This window comes from Marinomonas sp. TI.3.20, assembly GCF_038155025.1.
Taxonomy (GTDB): Bacteria; Pseudomonadota; Gammaproteobacteria; order Pseudomonadales; family Marinomonadaceae; genus Marinomonas; species Marinomonas flavescens.
This window is the reverse complement of sequence record NZ_JBAKAS010000016.1, coordinates 37,427-51,291: the sequence shown is the minus strand read 5'-3', so window position 1 is coordinate 51,291 and position 13,865 is coordinate 37,427. Positions and strand designations below refer to the sequence as shown.

Annotated in this window: 11 protein-coding genes; all 11 read right to left on the bottom strand. The window is 47.3% G+C overall.

Annotation, left to right across the window (positions count from 1 at the left end; translation table 11 throughout):
• Positions 1-18: 18 nt before the first annotated feature.
• The 11 genes from V6259_RS15175 to V6259_RS15125 all read right to left on the bottom strand — a co-directional run bounded on the left by V6259_RS15175 (position 19) and on the right by V6259_RS15125 (position 13,833).
• Positions 19-330, bottom strand: coding sequence for a 4a-hydroxytetrahydrobiopterin dehydratase (locus V6259_RS15175; RefSeq protein WP_133012771.1), 312 nt, complete (start codon positions 328-330; stop codon positions 19-21).
• A gap of 223 nt (positions 331-553) precedes the next feature.
• Positions 554-1,312 (bottom strand): cobalamin biosynthesis protein, encoded by a 759-nt coding sequence (locus V6259_RS15170; RefSeq protein WP_341585238.1) that lies wholly within the window; start codon positions 1,310-1,312, stop codon positions 554-556.
• Positions 1,309-2,058 (bottom strand): precorrin-2 C(20)-methyltransferase, encoded by a 750-nt coding sequence (gene cobI / locus V6259_RS15165; protein ID WP_341585236.1) that lies wholly within the window; start codon positions 2,056-2,058, stop codon positions 1,309-1,311. The genes V6259_RS15170 and cobI overlap by 4 nt, the downstream gene beginning before the upstream one ends.
• Positions 2,058-3,377: a precorrin-6y C5,15-methyltransferase (decarboxylating) subunit CbiE gene (cbiE, locus tag V6259_RS15160; RefSeq protein ID WP_341585234.1), complete on the bottom strand. Its 1,320-nt coding sequence runs from the start codon at positions 3,375-3,377 to the stop codon at positions 2,058-2,060. Before cbiE ends, cobI begins: the two co-directional genes overlap by 1 nt.
• The gene (locus V6259_RS15155; RefSeq protein WP_341585312.1) at positions 3,377-4,024 is read right to left on the bottom strand and encodes a precorrin-8X methylmutase; all 648 of its coding nucleotides are present in this window, start codon (positions 4,022-4,024) and stop codon (positions 3,377-3,379) included. Before V6259_RS15155 ends, cbiE begins: the two co-directional genes overlap by 1 nt.
• A gap of 41 nt (positions 4,025-4,065) precedes the next feature.
• Positions 4,066-4,842 (bottom strand): precorrin-6A/cobalt-precorrin-6A reductase, encoded by a 777-nt coding sequence (locus V6259_RS15150; protein ID WP_341585233.1) that lies wholly within the window; start codon positions 4,840-4,842, stop codon positions 4,066-4,068.
• Positions 4,839-5,972, bottom strand: coding sequence for a cobalt-precorrin-5B (C(1))-methyltransferase (locus tag V6259_RS15145; RefSeq protein ID WP_133012775.1), 1,134 nt, complete (start codon positions 5,970-5,972; stop codon positions 4,839-4,841). The genes V6259_RS15150 and V6259_RS15145 overlap by 4 nt, the downstream gene beginning before the upstream one ends.
• 1 nt (position 5,973) lies before the next feature.
• Positions 5,974-7,320: a cobyrinate a,c-diamide synthase gene (locus tag V6259_RS15140; protein WP_341585231.1), complete on the bottom strand. Its 1,347-nt coding sequence runs from the start codon at positions 7,318-7,320 to the stop codon at positions 5,974-5,976.
• A complete protein-coding gene (locus tag V6259_RS15135; protein WP_341585230.1) occupies positions 7,317-9,086 on the bottom strand; it encodes an ATP-binding protein in 1,770 nt (589 codons plus the stop codon). Before V6259_RS15135 ends, V6259_RS15140 begins: the two co-directional genes overlap by 4 nt.
• 151 nt (positions 9,087-9,237) lie before the next feature.
• Complete coding sequence (locus V6259_RS15130; RefSeq protein WP_341585229.1) at positions 9,238-11,949, bottom strand: PAS domain-containing hybrid sensor histidine kinase/response regulator; 2,712 nt, start codon at positions 11,947-11,949, stop codon at positions 9,238-9,240.
• 96 nt (positions 11,950-12,045) lie between these two features.
• Positions 12,046-13,833 (bottom strand): two-component system response regulator, encoded by a 1,788-nt coding sequence (locus tag V6259_RS15125; protein ID WP_341585227.1) that lies wholly within the window; start codon positions 13,831-13,833, stop codon positions 12,046-12,048.
• Positions 13,834-13,865: the final 32 nt, after the last annotated feature.

The window sequence follows — 13,865 nt, the reverse complement described above, 5'->3', positions numbered from 1 at the left end:
TGATTAGGCGCATTTACCTTAATCTATCGTCGATGCATGAACCTCCATTTGCTCAGCCAATAGAAAGTCTTTTTCAGACAAGCCTTCCACATCCTCAGTGGTCAACTGAATATGAACTTCATTATAGGAATTAGACCATTCTGGGTGATGGTCCATTCGTTCTGAAACCAAGGCACACTGCGTCATAAATCCAAAAGCTTGCTGAAAGTTTCGAAAAGTATAACTGCGAGACAGCTTGCCATCCTTAACAACCCAACGTCCGTCAGTAGACTTATTAAGCTCTTTAAGTGACCATTCAATTTCTTCTTGAGAGAGTGCTTTTAATGACATAAATACCTCCGCAATGTCTTTATTCTCTGCCTATATATAAAGTATTGGAGAATAAAGAAGGGAATTCAATTACCTAGAGAAAAGATCACCATAGTTGCCGTTTTCTTGCCTCTTAGGAATTAAGATGATGAGCAAATAGTATTTGAAACAGCGAATTCATGAGTATTCTATGGACTAAAAAAAGCTGAAAATACATTTACTAAAAGCCGATGGATTAAACATATTATCTTTTAAAGCTTCTCGCAATAGAGACCGTTGCTTTACCATTTTTAATCTTATTTAGCACCAATTCTGGCTGTGAATTAGTCGCCAGCTTAGCCGCCAGTAATGCCGCTGATTCTGCCACACCATACACGCCGACCGTATTAAATATATAGTCTGACTTTGTGCTTAATAGATCCGCCATTGGGGTTAATTGTGCTGCGCTAAAAGTCTGAAATTGCCAGCCATATTTCTCTGCAAGCGCAATTAAGCTCTCTTCATCAGCCTTGATATCAATACTGTTAAGGGAATGAATATCACTCGGCGTTAATCCTTTTTGGGACAAGCCTTCCAACATGAGCTCTTCCAAATACTCAAGTGGACAGCCTCGCTCACACCCCATGCCAAGAGTATAAATAGGGTTCAAATACGCCTTAGCAGTGGTCATCACCAGCTGAGCGCCAAGGCTATCTGCCACCTGTGCGCCCCAATCATTCGCACCACCTTCGTGACCAGATAACAGAGGAATCACAAATTTACCCAGCTCGTCCAACACCAATACCGGCGGGTCTTGGTGCTTGTCTTGCATTACCGGTGCCAAGCTGCGCATAACAATGCCAGTGGCACAAATAAACACCAGATGCTCGCCTTGCTGGAAAGCGGTTTGCACCACCTTTGCAAACGGCTTTGGCTTATAATCCAACACCGCCTCAGGCCAATGTCGCAACAAACGCCTACCAAGTTGTTCACCCGCAGGCGTCAGAGCGACAATGCGAATCAACGTGTGCCTCGCTCACTCTTAGTGACCACAAACAAAGAAAAATACGGCCCTGCTTTGTCTTCCAATGTAGAGACATCTTGTACTATGCGCTCATTGTCACGGCCGATGTACTCTAGATATTTTGCGTCTTGCAGGCGATTCGTCTTACGTAATGCGGTCAGGATTCGCGGGCGTGCTCGGCCTGCTTTCATGATAACGACACTGTCATGCTGCTCTAAAGCGGTATCGATTTGCAACGCAGAATGACGACCACTTACCACGGCAAACGATTCTTTCAATACCGTTAACGGATGGTTTAACGCCGATGAAGCGGCATTAATAGAAGACACGCCAGGCACCACTTGGCAAGAGAATTGACCTTCTAGGCGCTCTAATAAATACGCAAAAGAGCCGAAAAAGAGCGGATCACCCTCACACAAGAACACCACGTTGCGGCCACTTTCTAGTTCAGCTGCAATCGCTTCAGCACCTGCGTCATAAGCCTTATTCGCTTCTTCACGATCAGTCGACATTGGCATACCAATGGCGATTTCATTTTGCGGATGAGTCACTCCTGCAAAGGCTTCGCTAGCAATATTTTTGGCTTGTGAATTGCCTTCACCATTGGCGAGATAGCTCACCACGCTGGCATTTTGAATTAAACGCAACGCTTTTAACGTAATCAATTCAGGGTCCCCTGGACCCACACCGACACCAATAAAGCGCCCTTTTACTTGTTCGTTTGTTGTCATCTCGACCGCGGTCATTACTCAGTGTCCTTTTGTGTAGTAGTCGCCATTGACGTCTTGATAAATAAAGACAATGTCACTGGTAAATTAGGGCGATAAAGCCGCTGTCCGGCTAAGCGGTCTTGTTTTGCCACGGCCAATTGCACACTTTGCTCTTCGCAGTCTTCGTCCTGCGTTCGCTGTGTAGCAAATTGCATGACTTGATACTTGCTGTCTTCTGTCACCGCGCTCACCATTAAATGCCCACCAAGAGGCAAACAGGACCATGCTTGTGTTAGCAAATCATTTAAGGTGCCGTCGCTACCGCCAATAAACACTTTATCTGGCAAGGGCAAATCCGCTAGCGCTGCGGGGGCACGCCCAGCCACAATAGATAGATTTTGCATTACGCCAAAACGCTCTTGGTTGGCCTCTAAACACGCTAAACGCTCAGGGTGATGTTCAATGGCAACGACCTTGCTACGCGGGTGCCAGTACGCTAATTCCACGCTCACACCGCCGCAACCCGCACCAATATCCCACACGGTGTCGCCCTCTTGAATATTCAAGTAAGACAAGATAATCAACCTGACTTCACGCTTGGTAATCATGCCTTTGCCATCCCCTTTGTCCGTGACAAAAGCGTGATCAGGGATGCCAGGGGAAGTAGGATAAAAGCTTCCATGATAGGTATTTGAAGCGCTCGTTTTCACGACAATCACATTCAAAGAGTCAAAAGACGGTACCTTTTGAGCGAGCAAGTCCGCGACTGAAAAGTGGCGCACTTGTTCGTTTTGATAACCTAATGCTTCACAAACAATAATGTCACTGTGATCAAGCCCTGCTGCTAAGCATTCTGCGGCAATCTGCGCTGGCTGGCTATGCTGATCCGTCAGTAGCACTAAGGTTTTATTCGCATGCAATAAGCGGCGTAAGTTCGACAATGGACGACCATGCAAACTGACCACAGCAACGTCTTGTAGTGATAACCCTAGACGATGACAAACCACTTGAATACTGGACACATTCGGGTAAAAAAACAATTCATGCTGAGAAGCTTCGCCACCAAAATGACGCTTTAGCCAAGCCCCTATCCCATAAAATAATGGGTCTCCTGAAGCCAGCACGACCACTTTCGCGCAGCCTTGTTGTTGCCATTGCTCAAAGCTAGTGGCCAATTGGGACAGTTTTGGCAGCCGTTCAACCTGAGCCTGATGCGGATAATCCACTAGCGTGTCGTGTTGTCGAGGCGAACCCAGCACAATGTCGTACTCTGCCAAACTGGATAACACCACTTGCGCTTGACGATCTAGCGTGGCGCGCTCCGCAACCCCCAGCCCAATGACGTGAATCTGCATTAGTAATACTCGCCTAAGTTACAGCGTAATAAAGCGTTACAGCTGGCGGATGTTACTGCGCTACCGCCCATACGACCCAGCAAGGTAATGCATTCAACATCTAGCGCTTCGTGTGCATCCCAAAGCGCTTGTTTCGACTCTGCTGCCCCTACAAACCCCACCGGCATACCAATAATCAAGGCTGGCTTTGGCGCCCCTTGCTTAATCATTTCCAACAAACGAAACAACGCCGTCGGCGCATTGCCGATCAATACCACGCTGCCAGCTAACGAGTCAGTCCAGAGACTTAACGCCGCCATAGAACGTGTTTCACCACGACTTTTCGCCAGCATGGCCACCGTAGGATCATTTAAAAAACACAAGGGATCACGCTCAATCATGCGTTTAGTCACCCCTTGCTTAACCATTTCCACGTCACATAAAATAGCGCCGTTACTCGCCAATGCCTCTCGACCTGCTTGTGTCGCATTGGCACTAAATCGTACATTTTGTGCTACATCAGGCAGTCCCAAACTGTGGACAATTCGCATGGCAACTTGCTGTTGATCCAGCGTCAGTCCAGCAAGCTCAGTGAGCTCACGAATTTGACGAAAGCTGTCTTGTTCAATCGCTTGAGGGTTTTGTTCGTAGCGTGGCGGCTCTAACATGGAATGGCTCTTATGGCTGGTTACTTCGTTTGTAGGATTGGTCACTGTTGGCTGTCTTTTCGATCATGAGTAAAGGTGCTACAGGCTTTTAAGCAAGCCTCTAGACACGCATCTGTCGTGTTAAATTCTTTGTCCGCTGCAGGTAATTCAGGACGTTCCTGAAGCAGCACTGTGATGCCTAATTCCCGAGCCGCGACTAGCTTTGCGTAAGTGGCATCGCCTCCGCTGTTTTTACTCACAATGACATCGATTTGATGATCAAGCAGCAAGTGTCGCTCTTCTTTTAAGCCAAAAGGTCCAATGGCTTTAATCCACTGAACACCCTCTGGCAAAGAAAATTTAGCCGCGACAGCAGTACGCCAAATAACAGACGTTACACTATCATTTTTGAGAATCGCTCTCAATAAAGCATCAGTCATTTGCCCTGCACTCAGTAAGGGAGTGCGAAATGTTTGGAGCAATGAAAGTAGTGCGGCATCATCTTGGTAATAACACCAGCGATCGCCCTCTTTGGGTTGCCAAGCTGGGCGATGAAAGCGCCAACAAGGAATGCCAACTTCACGCGCTGCCAAGACGGCTTTACGACTCATGGTTTGAGCATAGGGGTGCGTCACATCCAAAATCATGCCGATCTGATTGGCTCGTATATAAGCGGCTAAACCACCAAATTGAGTAAAACCACCCACCACCAGCTCACAATCCACTTTGGGTACTCGCACCAATCCAGCCAAGCTGTACACCACACGAATGCCTGCTTGATGAAGGGTATCTGCTAACCGACGGCCATCGGCGGTACCACCTAATAATAAGATTTTCATTGTGCGTTTCCTAATGCCGGAGCATCCGCTGCATGGCCGACAAAATGACCGCGACGATCAATCGCCCATACTTCTAATGCGATATGAGACGGTATATAAGTGCGAGCAAAAGCCAATGCCTGCGCGCAAATCGCGTCCGCAAGAGGCAGTCCCGCTTGTTGGGCAAATTTGAGGGCTTCCACACTGGTGTTTGCCTGAGTCATACTGTTTTCTAGCTCAGCATTCGCTCCTAAACTTACCGCTAAGTCAGCCAATGCAGGTAAGTCGATACTCGACACTCGGCTGTTTAGATCCATATGCCGTTGCGCCAACTTGCTGATTTTACCAAAACCGCCACACAGGCTTAGTTTGGTCAATTTGGTCGCACCGTTCTGTTCTACTTTTCGCACATGCTTGAGCACAGCACCGACGAAATCTCCCATTTCGATCAACGCCATGTCATCAAGCTGATAATGCGCTTTAATCGCGTCTTCGCTCGCATTGCCCGTGGTGGCCGCGATATGAGTGATGCCATTTGCCCGTGCCACATCGACGCCTTGATGGATAGAAGCAATATAAGCCGCGCAAGAAAACGGTCGCACAATGCCTGTGGTACCTAAAATCGAAATTCCGCCAAGAATACCAAGACGAGGGTTCATGGTTTTTTCTGCAATCTGAGCCCCATTAATCACGCCGACAGACACGACAAAGCCGCCCTGGTAATGATACGTTTCGGCGAAGCCTGCTAGGTGCTCGGTCATCATTTTTCGCGGAACTGGGTTGATGGCAGGCTCACCCACGTCTAACAGCAAACCGGTTCGAGTCACTGTTCCAACCCCTTCTGCCGCAGAAAAATGCACCCCTTGTTCGGCACACAACGTCAGTTCAACAAAAATCGTCGCACCGTGAGTTGCGTCTGGATCATCTCCCGCGTCTTTTATGGTCGAGGTACGCACACTGGATTCGCTCAGCGCATAATCTTCAATCGTCAGATCAACCTGCTTACCTTTTGGCAAGGTGACATTCACGGTGCGGTCTTGTCGTTGAGCAAAAAGCGCCTGAGCCGCCGCCACACAACACGCGGTCGCACAGGTACCTGTGGTCAATCCGGTGCGTAATGGCGCTGGCTTTTCTGCGCTTTCTGGCCACATATTATGCGCTCTCAGCCAAGCTGTTTACGCCTAAAAAGAGTGCCGCTGTGGCGTCTAAATTCGATGGAAAAAACAAATGCAGATAGCTGGCGGTTAAGCCTTGCTGTTGATAGATTGCTTCCCCTGGCGCGGGATGTCGCTGGCGACGTCCGTGGCCAACGGGTTCTGGCGTGTTCGCACTGCGTGACCTATGGTGGGCGTGTCCACGAATCTCACCCTGCGGTATCACCGCGGTTTGCATTCCTTGGCAACCTCGCTTACCGCGCATCGCGCCTTGGCCTGATAAAATACCCAACATAGGATAGCACTGGCCTTCTAAATCCGTCAGTTCTTCTAGGCTGTACAACATACCACCACACTCAGCGAGCAAGGGTTTTCCACTGGCAAAGAAGGCCTGAAGAGATGAATGCATGCTGGTGTTTTCAGACAGCGCTTTGGTGTGCAACTCTGGGTAACCGCCGGGCAACCAAACGGCATCCGCATCGGGTACTGTGGCGTCATTCAATGGGGAAAAGAAAGCGATCTCCGCGCCCAAGCTTTTTAATGCGTTTAAATTGGCATCGTAAATAAAACTAAAAGCGGCATCTCTCGCCACCGCGATGGTTCTACCTTGCAAATGACGCTTGGCTGGCGCCTCAGCATAATCTTGTTCAGCGGGTAAAAATACCACTGGCTCTGGCAGTGTTAATAACACTGCATCGTTTGACTCCTGTAACCAATCAACGGCGGCTTCAAAGCGAAGCTCAAGCTCATCGGCGACTTCTTCGGCTTGCACCAAGCCCAAATGACGCTCAGGCAAAGTGACTTCTTCATCGCGTTTTAACGCGGCCAATAATGGTAATGAAGGAGGCAATGCATCGCGAATTAACTCTGCGTGTCGTTCGCTGCCGCAACGGTTAGCAATCAAACCTACAACGCGGACGTCATCGCGAAAATTGGCCAATCCTGTGGCTAATGCCGCCGCGGTTTGTGCCATGCCTTTTACGTCCATCACGATCGCCATCGGGATACCAAAACGCGCGGCAAGGTCAGCACTAGATGGATCACCATCGAACATCCCCATCGCCCCTTCAATAAGGATCAGATCGGCTATTTGTGCCGCTTGGTACAAACGGTCTTGGCAGTAATCATCACCTGCCATCCAGATATCGAGTTGCTCAACCGGCTGCTTTGAAGCTTGGGCAAGAATTTGCGGGTCTAAATAGTCCGGCCCTGTTTTAAACACTCGAACCACTTTACCTTGTTTGGTGAAATACCGTGCCAACGCCGCTGTAATGGTTGTTTTACCTTGGTTCGATGCCGGTGCAGTAAGAAAAATAGCCGGGCAATAGATGATTTCTTGACTCATGATGTGGTCTCTAAAAGCGAATTTAATAATAGGTAATCTGCGCCAAGCTGTTGCGCGATTTCTGCCCCTCGGCCTCGTTTAACCGGTGTGTTTTCGGTGTCGATCAAGACACACTGACCTAATAATGCTTTGTTACTGGTAGGTGAAAAATCCGTCACATCCGCTTGCGTACGGCCATCCGTTAAAATATAGGTTTGGCTCACTAAGCCGGTGGTCGCCTTATGTTGTTGCATCAAATATTGACTGACTTTTTCAATCGCAAGACGAAAAGGCGTGCCACCACCCGCCGCTAACTCATCCAGTCTTGCTAAAATTTCCTTGGGCGCGCGCACTTTGGGCAATACCGCTGACACCGACTCTTGGCCAAAGCCTAAGATCGCCATTTGTTCGCGCGCTAAATAAGCCCGTTGGGCAATGTCTAAAATCACCCCTTTGGCGTTTGCAAACACCCCTTGCGCTAGCGTAGACGCCGAGGTGTCGAGCAATACCAGATGCAACACAGGCAAACCTGTATGGCGTTTTTTAGGCAATAACTGACGCGGTGGCCAGCTCTGTGGATGACGAATAATACTTCTAAACCAATCAACCCCTTCTCCCATAACGGACGCATCAGGACGATATCCGCCCTGCGTCTTACCTCGTTGCTTTCCCGGCGTCACCTCACTGAAATTAGCCGATGGTGTCGTCAATGCCTCCGCCGTGTGCGCTATTGGTACACTGATTCGCTCACTCGTCGCTTGCTGTTCTGGTTGCATACTGCCCCAGTCACCTTGCGAATTGGATTCTTTTGCGGCGCCTTGTGCATCATCAGGCAAGGAATGCGGTGGCCGTCTTGATGGCGGTGTTGAAGGGGGTGGAGAGGAAGGCTTAGCGCTTGGTGATTGAGGAGGATTGTTATGTCGACGATGCGCTAACACCAAGGTTTCTACCACTTGAATATCATCGATAGACACTGTGGTTGCGCCTCGCCATGCCGCATGCGCCATCGCCGCTCTTACCCAGACAATGTCCGCTCGTACACCGTCCACCTGAGCGTCTTGGCAACGGCTGGCAATGTCCATGCGCAGAACGTCGGCACAGCGAACTTTGGATAAGCTATTACGCGCTATCTGTATGCTGTTTTTTAAGTTACGTTGCTTGTATTTGAAGGCGTCACAAAAGGCTTTAGGGTCTTGGTCATACTCATCGCGTAAGCGCACAATTTGCACTCGTTCTTCCAAACTGTAGTGGTTGTCTAGAGTGACCATAAGGCCAAAACGATCTTGCAACTGTGGCCGTAATTCCCCTTCGTCTGGGTTCATGGTGCCGACTAATAAAAAGCGCGCTTCATGTTCGTGGCTGACACCATCACGTTCAATACGATTGACGCCGCTGGCCGACACATCAAGCAGTTGATCCACCAAATGATCGCTGAGTAAATTCACCTCATCAACATACAAAACACCGCCGTGGGCACGGCTTAATAAACCTGGTTTGAAGGCGACCTCTTTCTCTTGCAGTACCTGCTGCAAATCCAAAGCCCCCAGTAATCGATCTTCACTGGCACCAAGAGGCAATGTCGCAAAAGGCGCAAGATCATCACCTTGCAACGCAGGCATCACACCGGACAAACCACGAGCTAACGTTGATTTTGCTGAACCGCGCGGTCCGCTAATCAGGACCCCGCCAATTCTCGGATTAATCGCCGATAAAATAAGCGCCAGCTTTAAAGACTCTTGCCCTGCTACTGCGGTAAAAGGAAAGTTGCAATGGGCTAGGCTGCTCATGGTGTTACCTATCATCGGTTGGGGTCAAAGGGAAAGTAGAAAACCGCCTATTGTAGGCGGTTTTACTATGTGTTGTCTCGTTTGAACCTTATCCGTGGCCTTAAGTTATGTCAAACTCAAAACTCGGCACTGAAGATGAATAAAAAACAGCTTACAAGCGAGATGGATCGTCTCCCGTCAACAGCACATCCGGATAGAAACTCACAATTAATTGCTCGACCAATTCTAAATCAAAAACATCGATGGCTTGCGCGATATCGTGTCGTTGCTCAGAGGATAGCTTTTCACTGAACAAATCCAGCTGCTCACTGGCTTTATTGATATCGCCACTCTTGGCTGCCCAATAAATTGCCTGCCAATCCAAGTCCGTCATCACACTCGTTGACGATGCTACTTTTCTTGGTTTAGAAGAGGCTAACGCCGCTTCTTTTTTATCATCGAAAATAGGCTCAAACCGCACATTCATATGAGACACCAGAGCCTCATAGACCTCTTCCACTTTATAAGGTTTAGCGATCACCTGCCAAAAGCCGTCTTTTTTCAACTCGGCTAATTCATGGGTCATGGTAGAAGCAGTTACCGCAATAACGGGGACCTTACCATCAGGGTCCAACGTTTGAATCGCTTTCAACAAATCTTGGCCGCTTTTGTTTGGCATTCGGATATCAGTCATTACCATATCAGGACGATATGTTTTAAAGCGTTCGATGGCAATTTCACCATCTTCTGCTTCGATAATTTGACAACCCGCCTTCTCCAGTAGAGACACCAAAATATCCCGAGACCAGTCATCGTCTTCCGCCACCAGCACGCTAATAGGGTGACTTAATCGACTGTGAGAACCCGCTTCAAAGACAGGGGATTCAAGGGTAACGTCTTCTGTCATCACTGAGATTGGCATCATCACGGTAACATGAGTCCCTGCCTCAGGTAGGCTTTGAATAGACAATGACCCGCCCATCAATTTCACCAAGGTGTGTGACAAAGCCAAGCCAAGCCCAGTACCACCTTCTCGCTGCCCTGCCTCTCCTTGGACAAATGGCGCAAATAGACTGTCCATCTGCGTATTATCAATACCCGGTCCGGTGTCTGAGACTACCAACTCAAGTAAATCATCCTGATACCGCCCGGTTACAGTCACGGATCCTGTGGTGGTAAACTTCACCGCGTTACCGACTAAATTGGTCAGCACTTGATGAAATTTAACTGGGTCAATCCACACCCACAGCTCAGCTGGCATATCGAGGTCGGCGATAAGCTGTAACCCTTTCTTTTGCGCCTGCCCCTGCAATAGTCTAATAACCTGTTGTATTTCTTTTCGTAAACTGACTTTTTGACTGTGTAATATCATACGGCCCGATTCGATTCGCGCGATGTCTAAAATATCATTAATCAATGCCAACAAGCGTCCGCCTGCACCTTCAATGGCTTGAAAACGTGTTTTAGCAACACCATTCAGTGACATGTCTTCTCGAATCAATTGTGCGTAACCAATAATGGCATTCAGCGGAGTGCGGATTTCATGACTCATATTCGCCAAAAAATTACTTTTGGCTTGGCTTGCCTGTTCGGCTACCTGCTTCGCATTTTCCAGCTGAGCAGAGACATTTTTTTGCTCGCTAATGTCACTCATGATATCGCCAAAGGATATTGCAGCCCCCTCGTCGTTGCGCAAAATGAAATAGGTTTCATAGGTTTCGAAAATTCGCCCATCCATACTTTTCGCCTGCAATTCACCTTCCCAAACGCCATGCTCTTTAACATAAGGAATCACGGTATTGGCTAGAAACTGTCGACTATTAGACGAATGAAAATCAAGATAATTCAAATCTGTTACCGGCACATCATCGCCAATACAAAGTAAATCTCGCATTTTTTTATTCAGATAAGACATGTCCCCATTAAGTGTGGCCATACCAAACCCTTGAGCGGAGTTATCGGCAAAGCTTTTAAACAATTTTAATTCACGAATCAGTTCGTTGCGCTCGGTGATGTCTTTGGCGATGCCCAAGACGCCTTTAAAATTCAATGACGGCTCTTCGATTGGCACCCGATACACTTCAAACAATCGTTGGCCACTGCCATCTGCCGCCGTGCCCCAGCAGTGTTCGTGCAAGGTTTCTCCCCCCTGCAAAGCTTGATTGTCTCTATCTTGGTAATATTGACCATTGTCATCGAGATTCAGCTCTTGGTCTGTTTTCCCTTTTATTTCATCACGCGGCAAATTATTAAACTGTGAGAAGGCATCGTTGCAATCTAGGTAGCGACCCTGTTGATCTTTAGACCACACAGGGTCCGGAATATTATTCAGCAAAGAGGATAGAATCAGCTCACGGCGACGGGCGGTTTCACGCGCAGAAATCAGCTCGTTTTCTGCGTCGACGAGATGATTGACCTGCTCCAAGGTACCGACAATACATTGCACACGTCGGTGACCATCCCAACGAGTCACACTGCCACGCATTTCAAGCCACTGACTTTCTCCGTGTATATCATCGATACGAAAACGCAGAAACTGTGGCGTTATTTGACTCTCTTGCTGCGTTAAAATGGTCACGGTCCATTCATTAAAAGCCAGTCGATCTTCTTTTTTAAGGCAGGCTAACCAGCCCTGAATACTATTGGGGGTATCTTCTTCCCCAAAGCCAAGCTGGGTAAAAAATTCAGAAGAGATATAAAACTTTTTACTTTGTGGAAACCATTCCCAGACGCCCGCTTTGGTGGCCAAAATGGCTTTAGAATAACGTCGTTGCAGATGTTTAAAACGAATCAGAAAAATCAATTGGAAGACAATCAGAACCGTGGCTGTGGCGATGAACAAAAATATTAATAGACTAAAAATGGTCGATGTTCCAGACAGCATGTGCAGATTCCTTAGAGGGTCAAGCGAGGTCGTACGCAACGCGCCTCTTCCTGTTCGTCGCCCCTCAGGCTCTATACTAAGGGACAGATGAAAACCTTACAGCTTTTCGGGTTTATGGAAGTGGTAGCCCTGCCCCCATTCCACCCCTAGTTCCTGCAGCTGCAAGACAATATCTTGGTTTTCAACAAACTCTGCCACCACGGGTTTATCCAGCATTTTGGCCAGTTTTACGATCGAATCTACCATGCCATGATGAATGGCGTTTAGATGCATATCTTTTACAAAAATACCGTCAATTTTGATCAGATCAAAAGGTAAATCCATCAAATAGGCGAACGAAGAAAAGCCCGTACCAAAATCATCCAAAGCAACACTGCACCCTCGTTCATGCAATAAGGACATAAAGCGTCGCGTATCGACAAAATTATTTAATGCTTCCGTTTCAGTGATTTCAAAGCAAAACTTACGACCATCTAACTGGTAAATATCTAACTGTTCGATAATAAAGTGGGCAAAGTCAGTTTCACGAACAGATAGCGCAGAGACGTTAAGTGCTACTTGGCTAACCTCTTCCCATAGATGAGGCCTTTCTGAAAACTGCCGCATGGTGTGACTAATTACCCAGCGATCTATTTTTGAGATAATACCAAAGCGCTCTGCAGCTCGAATAAAATCATTAGGGTAAATAAGCTCGCCACTTTTTTCGTCTTTTAAGCGAACTAAAATTTCAATTTTCTTTCCTATGTCTTCAACCTTAGTTAAAGGAAGTACTTGCTGAAAATGCACCTCGAATAAGTTCTTTGCAAGACCATCGACAATACGCAGTCCCCAGTTCAAATTGCCTCTTCGTTCCTCATAACCAAGGTCGCTTGCATTTTTAACAATTCGTGAACGAACCCCCGATTTTTTACTGGAATAACTTACTTCATCTGCCAGCATAATCACTTGTTCAAAAGAGACCATTTCTAACGTAATAGGAATAGCGACCGTTGTTACAGAAGTGCGAAATTGACGTCCATCCCATACAAACGCAAAGTCTTCAATACGTTGAGTCATAATTCGAAATAAAGACTCTACCGCTTCTACACCACCGCGTCCGACAGCAATAGCAAACTTATCGCCGCTTAATCGCGTACAAAAATCTCGCTGCGGCGAGCAAAGTTCATTAATTAATGACGCGAACTGATGAAGTAGCTCATCCCCTGCAATACAGCCACAAGCATCATTGATCAGACGAAATTCATTAATATCGATCAGAATAAAATAAGGAGTGTGCGCATTAGATTTGCTTTGAACGCCAGAGATTATATGAGTAATGTGTTCGTCTAACGCATCACGATTGTAAAGTTGAGTAACAAAATCATGCTGAGCAAGATAGTTTAAGCGGTCTTGCATATAGCGCCGCTCGTTCACCTCTTTGCGCAGGTTACGATTCACAAGGTTAAGATCTGCAGTACGCTCTCGAACTTTTTCTTCTAACTCAAGGTTTAGGTCTTTTAGCTCATTCATCAAGTTGAATCGTTCCAATTGATGGGCAACACGCGAACGAACTTCTTCCACTCGAATAGGCTTACTAATGTAATCATTACCACCCACTTCAAAACCTCGACTAATGTCATCGACTAATGCGGTGACAAAAACAACAGGAAGGTCTTTAAATTTAGGATTCGCTCTGATTTTTTGACATGTTTCAAAACCATCTATCCCCCCCATCATGACGTCTAAAAGCACCAAACAAGGTTCGGTTCTATCTAGCAAGGCTAATGCGCGCTCTCCGGAGTTCGCAACAACCACAGTGCAATTTAATGCAGCAATGACATTATTTAAGACTCGTAGATTCTCTGGTACATCATCGACAATCAAAACGGTGGGTATTTTTTTCATACTCAGCTATGCCTTCCTTTTATCTATTCAGA